23 protein-coding genes are annotated in these 22,361 nt (G+C 42.2%); 8 read left to right on the top strand and 15 right to left on the bottom strand.

Annotated features, from left to right (window positions below; all coding sequences use genetic code 11):
* Window positions 1-253: 253 nt before the first annotated feature.
* Together ACEYW6_RS05730 and ACEYW6_RS05725 are read right to left on the bottom strand one after the other, a co-directional pair.
* A complete protein-coding gene (locus tag ACEYW6_RS05730) occupies window positions 254-430 on the bottom strand; it encodes a CopG family transcriptional regulator (protein WP_174710394.1) in 177 nt (58 codons plus the stop codon).
* Between the two features lie 1,730 nt (window positions 431-2,160).
* Window positions 2,161-3,807: a DUF6930 domain-containing protein gene (locus ACEYW6_RS05725; protein WP_412978960.1), complete on the bottom strand. Its 1,647-nt coding sequence runs from the start codon at window positions 3,805-3,807 to the stop codon at window positions 2,161-2,163.
* Window positions 3,808-4,135: 328 nt separating this feature from the next.
* Here ACEYW6_RS05725 and ACEYW6_RS05720 point away from each other — a divergent pair, with 328 nt between their 5' ends.
* From ACEYW6_RS05720 to ACEYW6_RS05710, 3 genes are all read left to right on the top strand, one after another.
* Window positions 4,136-4,492 (top strand): iron-sulfur cluster assembly accessory protein, encoded by a 357-nt coding sequence (locus ACEYW6_RS05720; protein WP_152588670.1) that lies wholly within the window; start codon window positions 4,136-4,138, stop codon window positions 4,490-4,492.
* 153 nt (window positions 4,493-4,645) lie between these two features.
* On the top strand, window positions 4,646-5,068 hold the full coding sequence (locus ACEYW6_RS05715) for a tetratricopeptide repeat protein (RefSeq protein ID WP_412978959.1): 423 nt from the start codon (window positions 4,646-4,648) through the stop codon (window positions 5,066-5,068).
* A gap of 121 nt (window positions 5,069-5,189) precedes the next feature.
* Window positions 5,190-5,435: a hypothetical protein gene (locus ACEYW6_RS05710; protein WP_190894024.1), complete on the top strand. Its 246-nt coding sequence runs from the start codon at window positions 5,190-5,192 to the stop codon at window positions 5,433-5,435.
* Window positions 5,436-5,573: 138 nt separating this feature from the next.
* Here the strand turns inward: ACEYW6_RS05710 and ACEYW6_RS05705 are convergent, their stop codons facing one another.
* Entirely contained in the window at window positions 5,574-6,494 is a 921-nt protein-coding gene (locus ACEYW6_RS05705) for a TIGR01777 family oxidoreductase (RefSeq protein WP_412978958.1), read from the bottom strand.
* Between the two features lie 153 nt (window positions 6,495-6,647).
* Between ACEYW6_RS05705 and ACEYW6_RS05700 the strand changes: the two genes are divergently transcribed.
* A complete protein-coding gene (locus ACEYW6_RS05700) occupies window positions 6,648-6,995 on the top strand; it encodes a hypothetical protein (RefSeq protein ID WP_412978957.1) in 348 nt (115 codons plus the stop codon).
* Window positions 6,996-7,066: 71 nt separating this feature from the next.
* On the opposite strand, the gene ACEYW6_RS05695 is transcribed toward ACEYW6_RS05700, so the two are convergent.
* From ACEYW6_RS05695 to ACEYW6_RS05680, 4 genes are all read right to left on the bottom strand, one after another.
* Window positions 7,067-7,564: an FHA domain-containing protein gene (locus ACEYW6_RS05695; RefSeq protein WP_190894021.1), complete on the bottom strand. Its 498-nt coding sequence runs from the start codon at window positions 7,562-7,564 to the stop codon at window positions 7,067-7,069.
* A 203-nt stretch (window positions 7,565-7,767) separates the two neighbouring features.
* Window positions 7,768-10,218: a heavy metal translocating P-type ATPase gene (locus ACEYW6_RS05690; RefSeq protein WP_412978956.1), complete on the bottom strand. Its 2,451-nt coding sequence runs from the start codon at window positions 10,216-10,218 to the stop codon at window positions 7,768-7,770.
* Between the two features lie 135 nt (window positions 10,219-10,353).
* Complete coding sequence (locus ACEYW6_RS05685) at window positions 10,354-10,533, bottom strand: hypothetical protein (RefSeq protein WP_412978955.1); 180 nt, start codon at window positions 10,531-10,533, stop codon at window positions 10,354-10,356.
* Between the two features lie 453 nt (window positions 10,534-10,986).
* The gene (locus ACEYW6_RS05680; RefSeq protein ID WP_190894018.1) at window positions 10,987-11,262 is read right to left on the bottom strand and encodes a TM2 domain-containing protein; all 276 of its coding nucleotides are present in this window, start codon (window positions 11,260-11,262) and stop codon (window positions 10,987-10,989) included.
* A gap of 172 nt (window positions 11,263-11,434) precedes the next feature.
* Between ACEYW6_RS05680 and ACEYW6_RS05675 the strand changes: the two genes are divergently transcribed.
* Window positions 11,435-11,662, top strand: coding sequence for a hypothetical protein (locus ACEYW6_RS05675; protein WP_230966850.1), 228 nt, complete (start codon window positions 11,435-11,437; stop codon window positions 11,660-11,662).
* Between the two features lie 248 nt (window positions 11,663-11,910).
* On the opposite strand, the gene ACEYW6_RS05670 is transcribed toward ACEYW6_RS05675, so the two are convergent.
* Window positions 11,911-13,485, bottom strand: coding sequence for a type II CAAX prenyl endopeptidase Rce1 family protein (locus tag ACEYW6_RS05670; protein WP_412978954.1), 1,575 nt, complete (start codon window positions 13,483-13,485; stop codon window positions 11,911-11,913).
* Between the two features lie 113 nt (window positions 13,486-13,598).
* Between ACEYW6_RS05670 and ACEYW6_RS05665 the strand changes: the two genes are divergently transcribed.
* Window positions 13,599-14,276 carry a Uma2 family endonuclease gene (locus tag ACEYW6_RS05665; protein ID WP_412978953.1) on the top strand — a complete coding sequence of 226 codons (678 nt, stop codon included), beginning with the start codon at window positions 13,599-13,601 and terminating at the stop codon, window positions 14,274-14,276.
* A gap of 324 nt (window positions 14,277-14,600) precedes the next feature.
* Here ACEYW6_RS05665 and ACEYW6_RS05660 read toward each other — a convergent pair whose 3' ends face one another.
* The 6 genes from ACEYW6_RS05660 to sufB form a co-directional block, all read right to left on the bottom strand.
* Window positions 14,601-15,233 carry a Uma2 family endonuclease gene (locus ACEYW6_RS05660; RefSeq protein WP_412978952.1) on the bottom strand — a complete coding sequence of 211 codons (633 nt, stop codon included), beginning with the start codon at window positions 15,231-15,233 and terminating at the stop codon, window positions 14,601-14,603.
* A 1-nt stretch (window position 15,234) separates the two neighbouring features.
* Window positions 15,235-15,441, bottom strand: a complete 207-nt coding sequence (locus ACEYW6_RS05655; RefSeq protein ID WP_412978951.1) for a hypothetical protein — start codon at window positions 15,439-15,441, stop codon at window positions 15,235-15,237.
* A 59-nt stretch (window positions 15,442-15,500) separates the two neighbouring features.
* Window positions 15,501-16,763 (bottom strand): cysteine desulfurase, encoded by a 1,263-nt coding sequence (locus ACEYW6_RS05650; protein WP_412978950.1) that lies wholly within the window; start codon window positions 16,761-16,763, stop codon window positions 15,501-15,503.
* Window positions 16,764-16,820: 57 nt separating this feature from the next.
* Window positions 16,821-18,182: a Fe-S cluster assembly protein SufD gene (sufD, locus tag ACEYW6_RS05645; RefSeq protein WP_412978949.1), complete on the bottom strand. Its 1,362-nt coding sequence runs from the start codon at window positions 18,180-18,182 to the stop codon at window positions 16,821-16,823.
* On the bottom strand, window positions 18,182-18,973 hold the full coding sequence (gene sufC / locus ACEYW6_RS05640; protein WP_412978948.1) for a Fe-S cluster assembly ATPase SufC: 792 nt from the start codon (window positions 18,971-18,973) through the stop codon (window positions 18,182-18,184). The genes sufD and sufC overlap by 1 nt, the downstream gene beginning before the upstream one ends.
* 130 nt (window positions 18,974-19,103) lie before the next feature.
* Complete coding sequence (gene sufB, locus ACEYW6_RS05635; RefSeq protein ID WP_412978947.1) at window positions 19,104-20,543, bottom strand: Fe-S cluster assembly protein SufB; 1,440 nt, start codon at window positions 20,541-20,543, stop codon at window positions 19,104-19,106.
* Between the two features lie 241 nt (window positions 20,544-20,784).
* On the opposite strand from sufB, the gene sufR reads away from it, so the two are divergent.
* Both sufR and ACEYW6_RS05625 read left to right on the top strand, forming a co-directional pair.
* A complete protein-coding gene (sufR, locus tag ACEYW6_RS05630) occupies window positions 20,785-21,468 on the top strand; it encodes an iron-sulfur cluster biosynthesis transcriptional regulator SufR (RefSeq protein WP_196513012.1) in 684 nt (227 codons plus the stop codon).
* 66 nt (window positions 21,469-21,534) lie between these two features.
* The gene (locus tag ACEYW6_RS05625) at window positions 21,535-21,795 is read left to right on the top strand and encodes a hypothetical protein (protein ID WP_412978946.1); all 261 of its coding nucleotides are present in this window, start codon (window positions 21,535-21,537) and stop codon (window positions 21,793-21,795) included.
* Window positions 21,796-21,976: 181 nt separating this feature from the next.
* Here ACEYW6_RS05625 and ACEYW6_RS05620 read toward each other — a convergent pair whose 3' ends face one another.
* On the bottom strand, window positions 21,977-22,306 hold the full coding sequence (locus ACEYW6_RS05620; RefSeq protein WP_196513010.1) for a KGG domain-containing protein: 330 nt from the start codon (window positions 22,304-22,306) through the stop codon (window positions 21,977-21,979).
* Between the last annotated feature and the right edge of the window lie 55 nt (window positions 22,307-22,361).

The following is a 22,361-nucleotide window of genomic DNA, read 5'->3' as shown; positions in this document are numbered from 1 at the left end:
TTACAGATTGTAACTGGGTTGGTGTCGGAATTTGCTACTTAATATCAACTCCATTAGTGTATCAAGGCATGGCAATGTCGATACTAAAACCTCTTTGATCACTCTTTTTAGTCCCGGTAATTGACCAGACGCGAGAAGAACGCGTCTGTATCAGCTAGACAAACTCTTGTCCATAGCAGCGGACTCAAAAAAGTATCATAGCTATTTTGTTGGTGGCAAAGCAGTGATCTGGATAAGTCGTAAAAGTAACTTCTTACTTGTTTACATCTTTGCCGTCGTCAGAGACAGGCAAACTTCTAATCAGTTCACGAATCACATCGGTTGCGGGTCTACCTGTTTGTTGACAATATTTTTCTAGTTTTTCCGCTTCCTGTGTTGCGAGATTGACAGTTATACGTTTCACAGCCCATTTTTTATTTGTCATTATCATGCTATTTGCTGTATATTCAGATGTTCGAAAGGGTCTAAGTAAAGAGGAAAATGATAAGATTATCAGAGTTTGTCTCAGGAAACAAGTAATACCATTAATATTAAAAATGTTCGTTTTGTCAAAGTATTCATCATTTTCTAAAGAAATCAAAAAACTACACTTTATTTGTTACTATTGTGACAGTAGAAAGAGCACATACTTGCTTTTGAGGATAATAACCCTACTAACAGCATCAGTAAAGCCTGGCAATGAAATTTGATAAATGAATTTGAGACACCTACTGTTGACTCAATGATGATTTACAAAGTTATTCTCCATTGAAAGCATTTGACCTTCTCTCTTAACCAAGTTCGCCAAAACCACTTGGAGAGAACATCTGATACAACATCAGAAAATAAAGCTGTAGAATCATTATCATGCTGAAATGCTGGCTTAGAGGTGGTTTAAAGTGGTGTGTATAGATTGTGAATAATCACTTAAAAGCAAGCAAATAAGCGATCGCTCTAGAACAAATACCCATGTGCACCCATTACTGTAACTAAGAAGTTAAGATCTGCTTGAACGTTTATGATTTTTGGCTTCTCTCGATCAAGCTGATTGTTTTTCTGTGGCAATATAGTAGCCATAAAAAAGGCGGCAATACTCAGTTCGCTGGGTGTAAATAGCCCAATTGTTTGGTGAATTTTAACAATATTATCTGTAATTTTACATAGACGATGATCCCAGAATAGATATGGTGTTAGTTGGCTGTTGCCAATAATATTTTAGTTTTATTTCATGCTTTTAGACTAACTTCTCGTAAAAATACGACGATGAAATTTTAGATGTGTTTTATCTTCCCCCTAGCGATATAGTTTGTCTTAAGCTCAACGATATTTTTTGCATGGTTCATATTCATCTATCAGAAGATTATACAAATAATTTTTCGCTGATTACTGGGCTAAAAATTCCACATATACTGCTCTTTTATATCTAAAGTAAGAGAAAAATTACTGCCAAAAAGATTTTGAAACACAACTATTATTTATTGGTAAATGTACCGTAAAAATAATTTAATACTTCAATTTTTTTGGGAGTATATTCATTATATCCATGATTTTTGGGCTTTAAATAAACTTTATTTAGACTATAAATAAGCTCATTTTCATACTTTATAAAAAAATTACAAAGAAAAATTTATTACCTGACCTTTTGCTTAATGATATTGATATATAACAAGATCCTAAGGTCAAAAACTTGTTAAAAAAAGATTCTGATATTGAAGTGCGTCGCTTAGGTTTGATTAAACCGGACTTCGTAAATAATTTTTTAGTACTTCGTAATTATTTATACTGTCAAATGTTTAAATTAAATTACTGGAAAACTATGAAAATATAGATACTTCATGAAATTTAGGTGAAGTTAACTTCTAATCACTGGTTGACTTTAGAGTTGACATATACATGACAAAATCCAGCGCTCTGAGAGAGACGCGGATGAATAAGGATGAAAAGTGCTGAGTTCTGAGGGGAGTCGGAGACTCCGAAAGCTCCGGTTAAAAGACCGTATTGCCGTGCAGGATATGTACTAAATACAATAGAATAGTACGAAATATTTTTCAATTTATTGAACACTCAGTAAAACCACTTGCTCTTCAGCACTGAGTTTGCTCAATATTGTGAATCAAATACACATCGACTTAATTTCTCATAGCCGTAACCTGACATTTAGGATTACGGCGATTAGTGCAACTATTCCAATTTAAGTTGGGGCATCAGTTGGAGAGTGCCAATACCTAAATCTTTAGGTGAAAGCGATCGCGCTTCAAACAAAGCCATCATATCTCGTAACTGAGGATTGCCACGGGAAGCTCCTGTTAGTCCTTTGGCAATGATTAAGCCACAGTAGCCCTTAGTGTTTTTACACCGCTGATTCCATTTTTTTCGGGCTTCTACATGAATAGGATCTTCATCTAAAAATTCACCGAATAGGAACAATTCACCATTTTGCGTTTGTAATAAACCCAGGTCGTAGCGATCGCCATCGAAGGGGTCGGCACCTGGATTAAAGCAAATTGCTCTCAGTCCACCTGCTGCTTCAATTCTTTCAATTACAGTCTTAGCCTTGGGCCGGGAAGTTTGAATTAAAATCACCGGCAAACCATCACCCACTTGTTTGATTTCACCAGCCTTATGGTAGCTGACCCCTTTACGAAGGTACTCCAACATTTCCCAGGACACTACACCTAAGCTGAGGAAGGAATCTTCCGGTATCAAGTCATCTTGCAATGATTGGAAATTCGGTGAGCCAAGGTTGTCAATCTCCTCGTTATCGACACCAAAGCCTGCCATTTCCTCTAATTCTGCTGCTAACTGCGGCATCGTAGAGACTGTCACAGCCACAGATTTAGTTGATTCTTCCGGCTGTGGTAGAGAAACGCGATAGCGACGGCTGAGGGTAGGGAAGATGTCCTCATGAAGCTGGCGACGGTGATCGCGAATAAAGCGGCTTAGGCTTTCGATCGCAACGAAGATTACCAGTGCTTCTTCGTCATACAAAACAGACCGTAGTCCTTCTAAGGGGTGGATATTACCGAACGTGGGGTCAATTTCTGATAATGGCAGATCCGCCAAATCACTTTCTTCATCCTCATCCTCATCTTCATCGGTTTCGTCAGCACTCTCAAAGGTGAGAAACAGGCAATCTTGCTTGAGGAACGCTTCTTCTAGATGCTCCGTTGATTGTTCATCTCTTAAAACTGCGGCGCGAAACCGTTTTAAAGACTCTTCTGAGCGATAAAACAAAATCCCATACTCCATTCCCAGCATTCCCATAACTGAGGCGTAGAGTGTGCCAACATCCCACTTATTAATCTCGATTGACAAAATTTGCTGTTCTTCCAAAAATTCCCAAGGTGCTGCTTGCCAAATTGCAAATGCTTTCTCTCGCAAGATTTGTGCATACTGTGGGGGTAAGTCGGGGGTTTGACTATCGAGGATGTCAGCAAATCCGCGAAATAGTTCGTCAATTAAAGGCAGTTCTGGTACGTAGTCAATGGCAATATCTAAATCTTGCAGCACCCCCCGCAGGTAAAATTGGATCTCACGATCTTTGACTACAATTCTTTGGGGTCTAGCAGGTCTTGCCGGACTGTGGGGATGCTCCATTGCTCGCATTAAAGTCCGAACTATTGCTTCTGGTCCGATATCTGAAGCTACCACATCCATTCCTCGAACTACACCTTGGGAGTAATCTACCCAAAGAATGCATTCTCCCTTTTCCTCTGAGTCTGAGTGCTGGTTTGGTGATGACAACGGACGGCGATCGCCCTCCCATACAGAAGGAATTTGAGTTAATTTCTTCAAGCGACGACTGGTAGAGCGATTAAAACTTGTCATAGAGTAAGTTAATCAAAAGAAGCAATTTGGAAGTAAACTTTGGGGGATAGCTAGCCTCGGATTAGGTTTTTATGGCTGCACCTGAAAAAATAGTTGCTTCTCAGACTGCTGCCAGGCTTGAACTCCAAAAATACCGAATCTATAAACACACTGAGTCTCTCAATTCTAGAATAAAAACCTTTGGCTGCTTTTAACGGAGTGTTTACAATTTGGCATCTAGCGACATCTAAGCCGCTAGAATGAATACAAAAACACCAAGGACAACCCAGAGGCATTAACAAGCCGATACAGGGTAAAGCTTAGATTAATTAAGGAGTTGAAAAAGCAGATGACACAAGCAATTCAGCCTCAACAACGCGGAATTCTGTTGAGCGAAGCCGCATTGCACCAGGTAAAATCCCTCCGGGACAGGCAAGGCACAGATTTCTGCTTACGGGTAGGAGTCCGTCAGGGTGGCTGTTCTGGGATGTCTTACATGATGGACTTTGAAGACACTAGCAAGATCACCCCGCAGGATGAAGTTTTTGACTATGATGGCTTCAAGATTGTCAGCGATCGCAAGAGTTTGTTATATCTCTACGGCTTAATGCTCGATTACAGCGATGCCATGATTGGTGGTGGCTTTCAATTCACTAACCCTAATGCCAACCAAACTTGCGGTTGCGGCAAGTCATTTGGGGTTTAGTCAAAAGGAGCCGGTCGCATGGGAGGGTTTCCACCATTGAGTCAACTCGCCCTCAAGAATCAAGAGTCAAGGTTTTTTGACTCTTGACTATTGACCTATGACTATTGAATCATGACTAATGACTATTAACTAATGATTATTGACAAATTTACTATGACTCAAACAGTTGAATCCCTGTTTGATACAGGTTTAGAACGCTATAAAGCAGGAGAAGCAGTAGATTCTTTAATCCCTGTGTTTAAAGAAGTGTGCGATCGCGCTCCTAAAACGAGTGCTGCTTGGATCTGTTTGGCGTGGTTGTATCTACTCGATAACAAACCCAACTTGGCTTATAAAGCTGCACAGAAGGCAGTCAAGTTAAATCCACAAGACCCACAGGCTAGAGTCAATCTCGCCTTAGCAATGCTGGAAACAGGTCAAAAAGGTTTACGAGAACATATTGACATAGTACAACAGTTAGTTTATGTCAACCCAGAATGGCGCGATGAAATAAAAAGCAGTATTGAAGACGGTTTAAGTAGAAAACCAGATTGGCAGAGTTTGATCAAAGTCAAAAATTGGCTGTTGGAGGAGTGAGAAGTTAGGAATTGGGAGTGAGGAGTTAGGAGTGAAATTCAAGTTGGCAAATCCTCACTTCTAACTTACCCATCACTTAGTTACCAGTCGTAAAATTTGGGGCAATTAGATCAAAGGATAAATGAAAGATAAATTGTTAAATTGGCTAAACACGATTTTAGTCGCAGATGTTTTTTTAGTTTTGTTTGGCTTTGTCTGGTTAGCGATCGCTGCGATCGGTGATTCTGTAGGAGTAAATCTGGGTTTGGATTTGTGGCATCAACTCTGGCAACCCGTGTTTAATCCAGCGATTGGCATCCTCATGGGCGGTGCCATTCTCAGCGGTATTATCAGTTGGGTTTCAAGAAAATTTCTATCTAGTCAATAGTTAAGGGATTGGGCATTGGGCATAGGTAAAGAGGCAGAGGGGCGGGGTGCGGGGGGCAGAGGGGAAAATTCTTCTCCCTTGCTCCCTTGCTCCCTTGCTCCCTTGCTCCCTGCTCCCTGCTCCCTGCTCCCTTTTGACTTATGTAAGAATTTGTGTTAATGCTGATTGCAAATTAGGATATTTGTACTCAAAGCCTGTTTCCACGGTGCGCTTGGGAAGGACTTGCTGACCTTCTAAAACGACTATAGCCCCGTCTCCTAAAAGAGCTTCGATCGCAAAAGCAGGAACAGGCAACCAAGAAGGGCGATTCATCACTTGTCCCAAAGTTTGGCTTAAATCTGCCATCCTGACTGGGTTAGGGGCAGTGGCATTATATACACCTTCTATTTCCGGTTTAGTTAAAGCTTGCAGAATCAGGTTAACTAAATCGTCTATATGAATCCATGAGAACCATTGGCGGCCACTGCCAATTGGGCCACCAGCAAAGAGTTTGAAAGGCGGAATCATTTTACCCAAAGCACCGCCATTGCCCAGAACAATCCCAAAACGCAGAATTACCAGCCTTACACCAGCATCTTTTACCTTTCTCGCCTCTGCTTCCCAGGCTTGGCAGACTTGGGCGAGAAAATCGTTACCAGATAGACTTGTTTCATCAAAGGTTGCCGTTTCACTAGTGCCGTAGTAGCCGATAGCCGAAGCGTTAATTAACACAGATGGTTTGGGGTTAGCATTGGCTATTGCTTCAACTATTTTTTGTGTACCTAGCTTCCGGCTATTGAGGATTTCTTGTTTGCGTTCTGATGTCCAACGTCCTTCGCCAATGGGTTCTCCTGCCAGATTAACTACGCCATCACAACTAGCGATGACACTTTGCCAAGAACCAGATGCATGTGGTGTATAAGCAAGAATTTCTAGATTGGGGAAAGCCTCAGATGGAAAAACCTTTTGAGCAAAGGCGGTATTCCGAGTTAATACTACTATTCTATGACCTTCCCCGTGGAGTTGTTGTACCAAATGACTACCGACAAATCCTGTTGCTCCAGTAATTGCGACTTTCATTTTCTACCTCAGCCAAACCTTTATTGTAAAGTTTTTGATCAAACTTTCATGACTGTATATCTTGATAATGCCTGATCTCAAAATTTAATCACTTTCCGTTTAGATGCTTCGGTATTATAGGATGGACGGAGTGTTGCAAGGCGTGGGGCTATTATGGCTCGCTATACCTGTTCATTTATTGTTTCTGTTCCTAGTGACCATCTCCAGCCGTTACTTGTAGAACTTCTACAAGACTGTCAGTTGGATATTCAATACCACACGGGCGATTATATTATCGCTCGTGAGATTCCCGGCAATGTTCCTTTTCCCAAATTGATCACAGTAGAAGTACTGGTTGATAAATCAAAATCTACTGAAACAGAAACCCGAATGAGTATTGTGATTAAAAATGAAGAACTACCACTCCAACTAGATAATTACTGCCGACAAATGTTTGAATTTATCAAGCAGGCTATTGAAAGTAGCCGCCATTGGCATCTGATTGAAAGTCTTGCAGGATAGCTTTGGTGCTTGAATTGATACTCCCACGGTTTCAATCCGTGGGAGCTTAGACTGTTATTGGTAGTTATAATTCACTCTCCCACATCCTCTAAATCCTCGGCCATACCGGGGTTTATTAGTGTAATATCGTACTCACTCGAATCCGTTTGTCCCAAACGCTGAGTGTTTCTTAAAAGGTAATAAATGGCACGCACTTGAGGGCCAAAAACGATCTCGTCTTCATTTTTTAGATCGTGATTTGGTATTTTGCGTCCATTAATCATCAAACCATTGGAACTAGGCTTCCCTTTGGCATCGCCATCTACAATCCGATAATAGTAGCTATGACTATTATGCTCTCGTGGCAATCTCACTAATGTGGCATGGCGGCGGGAGACAAACTGCGACATCAAACGGATATTACACTCGCGGTCTCTACCGATAGAGTAGACGGGGTGCTCCAGAGAAAATTCTTTGCGACCTTGATCGTCTTCAATAATCAGTAGATGGTTTTCATTAGTTTCTGCTGCCATTGACAAATCGCTGGAACTGTGATTAATCAAGATTTGTTTAGTATCGTATCTTGCCATTTTCGCGCACCATAAGTCTGTGGTGCTAATCTAAATAAGCTTTAAAATTGCATAATACCTTGAAAGAGTAGAACTTGTTCGTTCTACTCCAGTAGCTATGATAGCTTTGGTAAGTATCTCAAGAGGCTTTGTGGACTGTGTAAAACCTTTATATGGGAATAACCAAGATTTGTGCTTGGAAATTTTACGTGAAAAAGAGTATTTTACGGGTGATGAGCTAATCGCCGTAATAATATTGAGTTTGTGACAACGCTAACAGAGCTAAAAGCCATTAATGCAGCAGCACCAGATGGGTTAAGGACAAAACCTAGACTAGGGAACAAAACACCTGCGGCTAAAGGAATTCCAACTGTATTATATGCAAAAGCCCAAAATAAATTTTGGCGGATTTTGTTGAAAGTGGCGCGACTAAGCTGAATAGATTCGACGACATCGTTTAAACGATCGCGCATTAGGACAATTTCAGCAGTTTCCATTGCCACATCTGTCCCGGAGTGTAAAGCAATTCCTACATCTGCTTGGGATAAAGCTGGAGCATCGTTGATTCCATCTCCTACCATTGCGACTACCGAGTGGGGAGTTACTTTTGTCCCTGCTTGTTGTAAAGACTGTATTGCAGCCGCTTTTTTAGCTGGGGGAACACCCGCTATGACATCAGCGCTGTCTAATCCTAGTTGTTTGGCTATGGCGCTAGCTGCTTCTTTGCGATCGCCACTGAGCAGCATTACCCGTAAGCCCATCTGACGCAATTTGTCTACGGTGGATTGGGCATCTGGTCTCAGGGTATCAGAAACTGCAATTAACCCGGCGAAAGTCCCCCCAACTGCTACGCAAACGACTGTTTTACCATCTGTTGCCAAATCCTGTGCTACCTGTTGTGCAGTTTCGTTAATCGCAATACCGTGCCAACTCAACCAGTCCCAGTTACCCAACAGTACAACTTTACCCTCTACCACAGCAGATACCCCAAGTCCTGGTTCCGTGTGAAAGTCCACAGCCTCTGGAATAGATAACTGTTGCCCCTGTGCTTCTTGCTGAATCGCTTTTGCTAGGGGGTGATGAGTACCGCTTTCTACGGCTGCTGCTAGTTGGATGAGGGTGTAGGGATTCCCAATGTCCATTTCCGAAATTAACAGACAATCTGTGACGATGGGATTACCCGTAGTCAGAGTGCCAGTTTTATCAAAAACTACGGTGTCTAATTGGTGTACTCTTTCTAAAACGTCGCCGCCTTTGATTAACAGACCCCGTTCTGCGCCCATAGCAGTCCCAACAAGAATGGCTGTTGGTGTGGCAAGTCCTAAAGCACAGGGACAGGCGACTACCATAACTGCGATCGCTAGTTTTAAACTAATTAATAAAGGGGAATGGGGAGAGACGCGATGAATCGCGTCTGTACTAGGGAGTAGGGAGTGGTGGGCTTCATGTGTAGCGTGGCTCATCATTTCCATGCCACCAGACATGGTGACATCAGTCCAGATGTGAGTACCGAAAAAGTACCAAAAGATAAATGTTAATACAGATGCTGTTAACACACCGTAGGTAAAGTAACCAGCTACTGTATCTGCTAATTTCTGTACTGGTGCTCTCCGAGTTTGGGCGGCTTCTACTAAAGCAACAATTTGAGCTAGAGTTGTATCACTTCCAGTCCGGGTTGCCTGAATAGCGATCGCTCCTGACTGGTTTAGCGTCCCTCCTGTCACCAGATCGCCTGGTTGCTTGATCACTGGCACGGCTTCCCCAGTCAACATGGATTCATCTACCGTTGTTTGTCCAACCACCACTTGACCATCAACGGGGATTTTATCACCTGGCAGCACTTGTAACCATTCACCAACACGCACCTGTTCAGCAGGAATCTCTACGCTAGAAGATCCTATTCCTCCTTTCTCTGGGTTAGCAATCAATCGCGCTACCTGTGGCTGAAGTGCTAGCAATTTCCTAAAGGCAGCAGCGGCGCGACCTCTAGCTTGTTTCTCTAATGTCCTTCCTAAGAGAATAAAGCCCAGCATCATTACTGGTTCGTCAAAGAAGCATTCCCAACCCATTTGGGGAAAGAGCAGCGCTACTAAACTAGCAATGTAGGCTGTCAGCGTTCCCAATCCGACCAGGGTATTCATGTTAGGCGCATTTCGCCGCCAGCCTAGCCAGCCATCTACTAAAATCGGGCGACCGGGAATTAATAGGGCCACTGTCGCCAGTCCACAGTGAAACCAGATGTTATTCAGTATTGGTAGCACTGAGCTACCAAGATTACCAAAATGCCCACTTCCCGACAATACCAGCAGCACCGCAGCGATCGCCAACTGCCATACAGAAGAGCGCATTTCTCGGCGTTGTCGTTCTGCTGGGTCTAGTAAAGTAGATATCTCGCCTGCTACTGTACCACTAGCTTTTCGGGGTTGAGTCGGGAATCCAACGGCTGTTAATCGCTGTGCTAGTGCATCTGCATCTACCACACCAGTTTCTGACTCTACAACAGCTACCTCTGTGGCCAAGTTCACACAGGCACTTTTGACTCCTGGATGTTGGGTTAGCTGTCGCTCTACTGCGTTCACACACCCAGCACACTTCATACCCCCAACATCGAGAATAATTTTCTCTAGGATTGGGTCAAGTTCTGGGGCTAGCTTAGTTTTCGGGACGAGTTGCATGGCAAGTTTTTAGATTCGCTACAGAAATTCAACGCCTGACTAAAAGCGTCTCTAATTTGAGCGTAGGCGAAATATGGAACTACGACTGTATGTCAACCCTATTAAATTTCTTAATTTATCAGATCTCGCTGAGGGTCAATGACGGCTCCAGCGTAGATAAGTCACATAGATAATAGCTACCACCTGTATTGGCATAAGGACAATCAGGCTTTTCCAAAAATTGTGAATTTCCAAATTAGACATGGCACTGAAATAGCCAAAGCCCAACAGCAAGAAGAATATCCAGATCAGCTTTTTACGTTTGATGGTTAGCATAGTAGTAGGATTCAGAATTTTTATATACTTTAAAAAATACACAACACCTTTAATTAATTGTTACAAAGAAAGGCAGAAGATACTTTAAAAAATACACAACACCTTTAATTAATTGTTACAAAGAAAGGCAGAAGGAAGAAGGAAGAAAACTTTAGTTCTGGGTTATTGTGCAGTCAAAAAAAGAATTGGATCGAGTGGAAAGTGCGGCAAGATACAAAGCGCGGAGTGTCTCGGCCTCCGCACTTTGTATCTTGCTACAATCCCATATTTTTCAACATGGGTTCCTCATATCTCTCATAGTAATAAATTGTCAAATTTTAGCTAATTCAGCAAATAAATAAGCAATTAAGTATTACGTACATAGATTCATAAAAGTAATTGATAACACATCTTTTAATGTTATACGCAAGATACATAACTTCACAGAGGAACCCAAGTGTGAAATATAAGTTTTTAAAACCAGCCCTGCTTATTCACAAAGTAGGTATTTACAAATTCTTCAGGAGACTTATTCAAATAGATCATGCCTTCAATTAAACCTACAAGTAGCATAATTAACAAGGCAACGCCGTAGGTGAAAGAACCCACGACTACAGAAATCAGCAACATGATAAAGCCTTCTGGAGCGTATCCTAGAATAAACTTATGAACCCCAAATGCTCCAAGAATAATGCCACAGTAACCAGCTAGAAGTTGTTTGGTAGGGTGACTAGGGTTGAGATTTGCCATATGAGTACTGCTCCTTAATAAGTGAGATATAAAAATAAAGTCTTTATTGTAATGAAAGCGAGTAAATGTATTTGCTTAATAAATAGATTTTTAATTTTTTTAGTACAAGTAAATCCCAAGACAAATAACCAAAATCAGCGTGCTTCTATACCAGAGGAAACGCTAAAGTTTCTTGCGGAATAGCCTGAAAATCTGGCGCTCCTTGATAACTTTTGGTGGATTTGATGATCGCAAACCTTGGTATGGCAGTTTTGCAGATTTTCAGGTAAGACATTTATTTATCTTGAGAAAAATTAGCCTCAATAATCAGCAAAAACTGCTACACCACTTTTTACAAGTTCATCAGTATTATTTCCGGATTTTTTGCGTAGGCGTAGCCCGTCGTAGATATCGCTTTTAGTGGGCGTGAAACGCCATCGCACCAATGACGAGACCAACTGTGTGGCTAATGGGAATCTAGAAGTGCAAGAGGCATCTTCCATGAGCGCAAAACGGAATTGTAATCCAATTCATGACAGCTAAAATGGTTCGGGAGGACAATTAAAATAATTCGTAATTCGTAATTCGTAATTCGTAATTCGTAAATTGTCCCTACTTATGGAGATAAAAGCAAATATTTTCGTTTTAAGCAACAGTAATATCTTTGTGCTAATTACTACCCAAAACAAATAAGCTTAATAGTGTACCACTATTCCAGAGGCTGTGGAGAAGCATAGGAGCGAGGAGGTTTCGCGATCGCGTGTAAACTACCCCTAAAACGATCCCCAATGCGGTGAGGGGAAGAATTTCTGACAAGCTGAGGTGAGCGATCGCAAACAGTAAACTACTGATTAGAATCGATCCCCATACGGGTAAGTAACGAGTTAGAGAAGGTAACAAAAAGCCGCGAAATAGAATTTCTTCAAAAAATGGAGCTGCGATCGCTGCTGTGGAGAAAAATATTCCAAGTGCTATACCATCTTGACTTTCCAGGGCTAGTTGCAACAGGGGGTTACTACCACCCTGTCCTTGCCATAGCTGTTGATTAATTAAAGAGACCACCACAACTATAGGTAAAGCCGCACAATAGCCTCCCAGTCCCCACAAAAACCACTTATCTTGAAAACGAAAGCGAAACCAAAATTCTGGTAGTGGAAAAAAGCGCTTAAGAGAAAAATACAGCACTAGCAGCGCACCCGATGCTACCAATAAGTAACTAACTAAAACAGAAAAAGCCTGAAGTCGCACATCAGAGACGGGACGCGGGATAGGGAGTAGGGATAGGGCTAAAGGAACAAAAATTTGCCCCATAAAGAAAAAGCCGACGACAAAAACCTGCAAAATCGTTTCACCATCCCAAGGCGTTGACCAAGGGATATCAGCATTTTGAGCTAGTAACGAGGCTTTTCCTTTCAACAAGCGTTGAGCAAATAAGAAAATCAGCAATATTAGACCACTTAAAGCTGCCAATGTAGGAATAGTGCCAATAACCGCTAATTTCAACACTGCTTGAGCAGCAGATTCTTGTTGTGCAGCTTTAACTGCTAATAAAGCATCTTGTCGTTGCTGAAGTTGGTATAGTTGAACCAAAGCAGTAGAGCGAAACCAACCTTCTAAATTCTTTTGAATTCGTTCTTGAGAATTTTGGAGCAGACGGGGAGGATTGCTCCACAGTCCACTTAATACAGCTGCGGTTTCTCCAAACTCTGGATTAATATCTGAGCGTTGTTGTAATTCGCTCCAAGTTTTGAGAGCTGTATCCGTCTGTCCTTGCTGTGCTTGTAAAATTCCCAGCCGCAGGTCTAATTCAGCTAGTAATTTTTGTAATTGCTTAAAAGACTGCTCTAACTGTTGCTGTCCCTGTTTAGAGGTTTTAGTCGTGGGAGGAACGTCAGGTAGAGGTTTCGGAGGTATGGGAGTGATTTCAGGTTGAGAGCGTAATTGTGTAAGTTTATTGTTAACTTTATCCAAATTAGTTTGAACTGATTGACGCGCCTCCTGATACTGCTTTGTAGCGCTTTCCAGGGGTTGCTCACCAAGTATTGCTTCCCGAATCCCTTGGAGATTGTCATCGCTCCTATCTTCTGATTGCCAAGCTTGAGCTTGTAAAGCAATATTGGTTTGATATAGTTCCAGGCGACTTTGAAATTGAGGTTGTTGCCAACTACTGAATAAAGAGGAAACCGCCAACAGAACTGCTATCGGCGTCAGCACAAAAATTAAAACTAACCGCTTGAGTGTCATCTATCCACCTTTGACTAACCAGTGGGGAGCGCGTCCCCCTTGGGAATTATCGCAATAAAAAGTCAGAGGTGGATAGATATCATCAATATTATAAGTTTGCAATCGCACCCACCATGTTAAATTACAACCCATTGCACTGCTTACCCTCCGCCGAGGATCTGCCCGATTCTGACGATGAACCTGTGGATAATCAACTACAACATTTGATTCCTGGCTTGTTAGAAGCCATCTTAGCTTGGCTGTGGACAACCCGGATGGATTGGTTTTTCGGCGTTGATATGGGCATATATTACGATCCCGAATTACCGCCGATTGTGCCTGATGGATTTTTAAGTTTAGGAGTCGAGCGAGTTTTTGATGAGAACTTGCGTTTAAGTTATGTGTTGTGGGAAGAAAAGGTGATGCCGATTATGGCATTAGAAGTTGTTTCTCACAGACGGCGTGGGGAATACACCAGCAAAAAGAAACTTTATGCTGAGATGGAGATTTTGTATTATGTTGTCTACAATCCCCAACGCCGGAGAAAACCACCTTTAGAAGTTTATCGCTTTGTAAATGGTGAATATGTATTGCAACCAGGAAATTTAGTTTGGTTATCAGAGATAGGTTTAGCAATTGGTTATGAACGGGGAACCTATCAGGGAATTACGCGGGATTGGTTGTATTGGTATGACAAACAAGGAGTCAGATATTTAACACCAGAAGAACGTGCGATCGCTGCCGAGCAACGCGCCGAGAGGCTGGCACAAGAATTACGAAAGTTAGGGATAGATCCAGATTCTTTGAGTTGATTTTGTGAGGTGCGATCGCTTTAATTAACTAGTAGTTCATTCAGATAAACCTAGTTTTTGCTTGATGGATTGCCATGTTGAACCTTGGTTTTTATTTTGGCGATGCATCTCCAAGCGTCTATCTAATTCTTGTTCTTTTATTCGTAAGCACACCATTTAACTCTTTTATCTCAAGAAGGTTCACAAGACGAAAATAATGTTGTTATTTTATGTCCCAATCATCACAGAATGCTACATTATGCCCAAGTAGAAATTAAAGACAAAGAGAATAATAAACGTCTTGTAAAAATTAATGGAAAAAATTACTTTATAATTTATAAGTAACTATCCTATTTTATTTTTAACCCAAACGCGAAATGATTTGAGTAAAGCAATTTCCCCCATACTTTTACTCTGCTCAATAAATCTGCTTATCTCACTCACTGAAACTATAGGAAAGGCAATACTAAACTGACACTCGACATATTGCCCCTCTATCAACTGATAAAATTTTAAATTTTGTCCATCATATCTCCAAAGTTCAGTTACACCCAACGCTGAATAAATTCCCAATTTGTTAACTGAACTGCTAGTAATGTCAATCTCAATTGCTAAGTCAGGCGGCGGATCTGTTTCTAAATTTAGCGTTACCCTACCTCTGACTTTCAATTCATTCTGTATATAATAGCAATTATCTGGTTCTATACCTCGAAGTGCTAATCGTCGCTTTAGTGTTGTAGAACCAGCACTTTTAATTTCTACTCCCACTTCTTCAGCTAAAGCAAATATCAAGCGGTCAAACTGAATTTTAGGATTTTCATGTTCAAAAAGTGGGGTCATAATTTCTAAAACACCGCAGTCGTAAGCAAACCTAGAGCCTCTATGCTCACCTGTATCTCTCAGCAAGGCTTCAAAGGTTTCCCAACTAACGTTATGTAGGACTGTTCTTTGTTCCGCAAGGTTTGACTTGACAAGCATATTACAATCCTTTTTCCATCAGGATGTTAGATAAAATCCCGATAATTTTACCTATGTCATTAATATAATACTCGCCCAAATCAATTTCAAGCACTTGCTCAATCAGCTTGAGAAACTTCCAGTTAGTTCCAGTAGTGACAATACCATAATTTTTTTGAATGTTATCGCCCTTGCGTTCATTAAAGTCCAGATAATTAAATTGTGCCAACTATTAGCAAGATATGTTGCTGATATTTGGCACAATTAGTATCTGAATATTTTGTAACTTTAAGCAAGGAAACCTGCAAAAAAGTCGAGAGTTTCTTTCAGTGCTTTGATAAAAATATCAATTTCCTCACGGGTGTTGTAGAAAGAGAGACTTGCTCGTGCGGTTGCAGCAAGACCTAAGTAACGGTGTAATGGTTGTGTGCAGTGGTGTCCAGAACGGATAGCAACACCTTCTTGATCTAATAATGTAGATAAGTCGTTGGCGTGGACTTCTCCCGCTGTGAACGACGCAAGAGCAGCTCTCCCTTCACCTTTAGCATTTGGTTTGGGGCCGTAAATTCTAATTTGGGGAATTTGCTCTAATTGTTGGAACAAATAAGCGGTTAATTCTGCTTCGTAGGCGTGGATTTTATCCATGCCAATATTGCTAAGATAATCGATCGCAGCACCAAGTGCGATCGCTTCTCCAATAGCAGGTGTACCAGCTTCAAATTTATGCGGTAATTCTGCATAAGTTGAATGGTCTAAATACACCTCTGCAATCATCTCACCACCACCAAAAAATGGTGGCATTGATTCTAACAATTCTAACTTGCCATATAGAAATCCTATCCCAGTTGGCGCACACATTTTATGACCGGATGCTACCAACCAGTCACAATCTATTTTCTGCACATCGACAGGGAAGTGGGGGACACTTTGGCAAGCATCAACTAAGAATTTAGCACCGTAACTGTGAGCGATCGCACCAATTTCTTCCACTGGGTTAATACAACCCAAAGCATTAGAAATATGCACTACCGACACTAACTTTGTTTTTTCAGAAATCAGTTTTTTAAACTGTTCCAAATCAAAAGTTTCTTCTGGTGTTAATTCCACAAATTTCAGTACTGCACCCGTTTTTTGTGCCACCAATTGCCAAGGTACAATATTACTGTGGTGTTCCATCACCGAGAGAATAATTTCATCTCCTGGCTGCAAATTATTCATTCCCCAACTGTAGGCTACTAGGTTAATCGCCTCACTTGCGTTGCGGGTATAGACGATTTCCTGACGCGATGCAGCATTGATGAATTTGGCAACTTTATCTCTAGCACCTTCATAAGCATCAGTAGCTTTAGCACTAAGGGTATGGGCACCTCGATGCACGTTAGCATTATATTGCTCGTAATAATCCCGCAGGGTATTTAATACGAACAAAGGCTTTTGCGATGTCGCGGCATTATCGAGATAAACCAGGGGTTTCTCGTTGACTTCCTGATGCAATATCGGGAAGTCAGCGCGAACTTTATCAGCAAGGGTTTTGGTAGGAGTAAAAGTCATTGGTAGATTAGTTATTAGTCATTAGAGACGCGATTAATCGCGTCTGTACAATGGTCATTAGTCATTAGTCAGAGACTTAAGATTATTGACTGTACTTAACAAGATTTCTCGTAGAGAAGGAACTGGTATTTTGTTGATTATTTCGGCAGCAAAGGCGTTGATTAACAACTTTCGAGCATCGTTTTCATCAATTCCCCGACTTTGCAGATAGAATATTTCATCATCTTCTAATTGGCTAACGGTAGCACCGTGAGCGCATTTGACATTATCGGCAGTAATTTCTAATTGGGGTTTGGTATCAACTCTGGCTTTAGACGATAGCAGCAAATTGCGATTCAGCTGGACTGCATTTGTCAACTGCGCTGGTTTGGGTACAAAAACTTTACCATTGAATACCGCATGAGCGCGATCGCCTACAATACATTTATGCAATTGCTCACTTGTACCGTGGGGATAGTTGAGTGCGATCGCACTGTGAGTATCAGCCAACTGTTTACCAGAGATTATCGTCAAACCATTGAGAGTAGTTTGGGTTTGCTCGCCAGTTTGCAAAATCTCCAAATTGTGCCGCGACAACTTCGCACCTAAAGTTATGGCATGACAAGTATATCGACTATCACGAGCTTGTGCGATCGCAGTTTTGCCTATATGAAAAGCCTCTGCACCTTCTTGCTCAACCCTAGTGTGACTCACTTGGGCATTGTCACCAACCCAAATTTCCGTAACTGCATTGGTAAGGTAAACTCCTTCCTCTGCGCCTCTACAGTTTGCATACTCTTCAACTAAACTCACCTGCGAACCACTTTCAGCCACCACTAAACAACGCGGCTGCGAAATCGTCGCAGTCTTCCCCGCAACCGAAATAAACACCAAATGAATTGGCGTTTCAACTACCACATTCTTCTTCACCCACACCACAGCGGCATCAGTTATCCCAGCCGTATTGAGAGCAGTAAAAACTTCTTGCGCTCCCTCAGCTTGAGCTAAATACTGCTGTAAAGCTTGCTGCTCAACCGCAGGTAAGCCAGCCAAATTACTTACCACAATTCCAGATGGTAAATCTGAAACTGCTGATAACTCCGGTGCATAAACGCCATTCACAAATACCAAACGACTATTAGCCGCTTCTGGCAAAATATCAAATTGTAGAGACGTTGCATGCAACGTCTCTACATTAAATTGCACCTTTCGCAGAGACGATAAATCAGTAAACCGCCATTCTTCCTCGCGGGTAGTCGGGATAATCGAGTGACGTACCCAATTTGCAGCACTTTGGCGTAATTCCTGCAACCAACCTTCTGTTTTATTTGCCGTTACTTGATTTAACAACCCAGTCAGATAATCATCTCTATCTAACATTGATGTCAAACTGACTGCATTTGAATTAGGAATTGGACTAGGGGATACTTGAATATTCATTACACACCCACCTCAGCAGCTGCAAATTCTTCCAGCACCCAGTCATAACCGCGAGACTCTAATTCCAGCGCCAGTTCTTTACCACCACTGGTAATAATCTGCCCATGTGCCATCACATGCACAAAATCAGGCACAATATAATCGAGTAACCGTTGGTAGTGAGTAATCAAAATTGTAGAATTTTCTGGAGTTGCCAGTTGATTTACACCATTCGCCACAATTCGGAGCGCGTCAATATCCAAACCCGAATCTGTTTCATCCAAGATTCCCAACTTTGGTTCTAGCAGCGCCATTTGCAGAATTTCATTCCGCTTTTTCTCGCCACCAGAAAACCCTTCATTCAAACTCCGACTGAGAAAACTGGGATTCATCTTCACTACATCCAGCTTTTCCTCAATCAAATCGTCAAAATCAAAGGCGTCTATTTCCTCTAAACCTTGCGCCTTGCGACGGGAATTGTACGCCACTCGCAAGAAATCCAAATTGCTCACACCCGGAATTTCTAACGGGTACTGAAACGCCAAAAATATACCACTTCTGGCGCGTTCTTCCGGTTCCAATTCCAGGAGATTTTGCCCTTGGAAAATTACCTCACCGCCAGTCACCTCATACGCCGGATGTCCAGCCAACACCTTAGAAAAGGTACTCTTACCAGAACCATTCGGCCCCATAATCGCATGGATTTCACCCGATCGCACATCCAGATTCACACCTTTCAGAATCGGTGTTCCATCAACATTAGCCGTCAGATTCCGTACTGACAGCACAATTTCACTATTTTCAATAATCATGTTTTCTCTCTTCTTTTTTAGTTCGTAGTAGATGCTTTAGCGCTTTTCTCCAGCGCTAAAGTGCTGACTACAAGCGTTAATTTTTTCAGTTCCTAGCGATTTCCCAGCACTAAAGTGCTGACTACAAGCGCTATCCAACACTGCCTTCCAACTTCAAACTCAACAACTTATCAGCTTCCACAGCAAACTCCATCGGTAGCTGATTGAAAACATCCTTACAGAAGCCACTAACCATCATCGAAATGGCATCTTCTGCTGAAATACCCCGTTGAGCAAAGTAGAACAGTTGATCTTCCCCAATCTTGGAAGTAGAAGCTTCATGCTCCACCTTCGCAGTATTGTTTTGTACCTGTATATAAGGGAAAGTGTTGGCATGAGCATTATCCCCAATCAGCATTGAGTCGCACTGGGAATAATTTCTCGCCCCTTTCGCCGTCGGGTTAACTTTCACTAAACCCCGGTAGCTATTACTAGAATTACCTGCGGAGATTCCTTTAGAAATAATTGTGCTGCGGGTATTCTTACCTACGTGAATCATCTTTGTACCCGTATCAGCTTGCTGCATATTATTTGTCAGCGCCACCGAGTAAAACTCACCCACCGAGTTATCACCCACCAACACACAGCTAGGATATTTCCAAGTAATTGCCGAACCTGTTTCTACTTGAGTCCAGGAAATCTTGGAATTTACGCCCTGACACAAACCGCGCTTGGTGACAAAGTTGTAAATACCACCTTTACCGTTGACATCGCCAGCGTACCAGTTTTGCACGGTGGAGTATTTAATTTCGGCGTTGTCGAGGGCGACGAGTTCCACAACGGCGGCGTGCAGCTGGTTGCTGTCATACATCGGTGCGGTGCAACCTTCGAGGTAAGAAACATAACTACCTTCTTCAGCGACAATCAAAGTCCGCTCAAATTGTCCTGTATCACCAGAGTTGATGCGGAAGTAGGTAGACAATTCCATTGGGCATTTCACGCCTTTAGGAATGTAGACAAAGGAACCATCGCTAAATACGGCGGCGTTCAAGGCGGCAAAATAATTGTCAGCTATGGGAACGACGCTACCCAGATATTTTTTGATCAGTTCTGGGTGTTCTTGCAACGCTTCGGAAATTGAGCAGAAAATAACCCCATCTTCCGCTAGCTTTTCTTTAAATGTAGTAGCGACAGAGACGCTATCGAAAATCGCATCGACGGCGACGTTTGCCAGTCGCTTCTGTTCAGATAAAGAAATGCCTAATTTCTCGAAGGTTTCTAAAAGGGTTGGATCAACTTCATCCAAGCTGTTTAGTTTGTCTTTCTTGCGTTTTGGCGCTGAGTAGTAAATGATATCCTGATAATTAATTGGCGGATACTTGACATTCGGCCAAGTTGGTTCCGTCATTTTTTGCCACTGGCGATAAGCTCTGAGGCGAAAGTCCAGCATGAACTGCGGCTCGTTCTTTTTAGAGGAGATCAAGCGAACAACGTCCTCGTCTAGTCCACGCGGAATAGTGTCGGCTTCAATATCGGTGACAAAGCCGTACTTGTAGGGTTGGTTGACTAAGGTTTTGACAGTGGCACTCATCAGTAATAATCTCTCGTGTTCGGAACTCTTTTAGGATGGGAGGCGGGCTGTTGCTAACCGATTCTCATCTCCAGTTACGGAATGGTTACACGGCTGCTAGAATAGTGGTGGAGAGTAAAACAACAGCTTTGTTGTTTAATGTATCTTCATTTTACGCTAAATTAACAACAACAATGTTGTCAAAGTCAAATTTTCAAAGAAATTTTTGGGACGTTCGCTGAACGCCTCGCACCAAATGAAGATGGCGACTACCCACCAGTCCTCAACCAAGCAAGATATCCTTGAGTATCTGCACAAACACGAAAAAGCAACGGCTTTGGAGCTAGCTGAAGTTTTAGACGTTACCCCGCAAGCGATTCGTCGCCATCTCAAAGATTTGGAGACGGAGGAGCTAGTTTTGTATTCTACATCAGTGCAAGTAGCGGGGATGGGGCGTCCGCAGCACCTTTATCAACTGAGTCGTCAGGGACGCGATCGCTTGCATCGAACAATGAGCGATCGCTTTGGTGATGGCCACGGAAATTTTGCGGTTTCGTTGCTAGATACTTTAGCGGAAACGGTAGGAGACGACCAATTCAAATCGATTTTAGAGAAACAGTGGCAGCGCAAAGCCCAAGAATACCGCGATCGCGTCGGTAACGGTTCATTGCGAGAACGGGTAGCCAACTTAGTAGAATTGAGAAAAGCTGAAGGCTTCATGGCGGAGTGTCACCCTGTTGATGTGAATGACTCCTTTGAGTGCGATCGCTTCATCTTAATGGAGCATAACTGTGCTATTTCTAACGTTGCCGAGTCTTTCCCCAGCATTTGTGGTCACGAATTAGAAATGTTTGCAGCCGTATTACCAGATTGTACCGTAGAACGCACCCACTGGATTATTGATGGACAACATCGTTGTGGCTATTTGGTACAAGCTCGTCATTAGTCATTTATCCTTTTTTAAGAACTAATGCTCAATGCCCAATGCCCAAATAAATTTTAGATAGCGTTTATGGACTTACCACCACAACAACCATCAGCACAATTTTTAACCCTGGAAGAGTCATCAAAAGTAGACGCCGCTTTGTTGTCTTCCCCAGAAAAGTTTTTAACAAGATTAACAATTTCATCACTTAAGCTTTTAAAGCATATCGCCCAAGAGTATAGTGTTGCTATTGAAGATTTGACAGCACAGCAAGTAATTGCCTGGTTTGAAAAAGACGGTAAGATCCGCCGTGAAGAGGGAATTGAAGGTTCATATCTGAAATGGTAATTTTTGGTAGTAAAGTTTGCATTTCATTGAATTTAAAAAAATAGCCATGTAAAATATCCCGCTTCTAAAAAACATTTCTGTTGCTTAGAAGCGGGATATTAACAGATAAAATATGTTGGCAATTTTGCCTGAACCCCAATATTAAAGCGAGAACCTTTTAAATGCCAGACGATGAGTCTATTTATTTATTTTTGTGACTCTGCCGCCCAGCCTTAGAATGTTGTTCTGGTGTGCCTCCTTGGGTACCCTTTTCTTCGCTGTCGGCATCATCGCTATCTTGTTTCCGACCGCCACTGTGGGAACTCTTGCCACCCTCACGACCGATTTCAGCCATGTGTTCTCTATCCTGACTCACAGTTTCACCACCTTTGTGCCCAGCCTCACGAGCTTCTTCCGATGTAAACTCGTGGGCAGTACCCTTCTCATGGGCAGCTTGTCCGCCCTTGCTTGCTATTTCGCGCTGCTTGTCATCATCCATAGAAGCAAAACCACGTTTGCTTGTGTCTGCCATGACAGTACTCCTTGTAATTAACTAGAGTTTTTGGCTTTTTCAGCAAGTCCAAACC

The organism is Nostoc sp. UIC 10607 (assembly GCF_047228265.1).
GTDB classification, from domain to species: Bacteria; Cyanobacteriota; Cyanobacteriia; order Cyanobacteriales; family Nostocaceae; genus Nostoc; species Nostoc foliaceum_A.
Note: the sequence above shows the minus strand (reverse complement) of the source record. Positions and strands in the feature narration are given on the sequence as shown.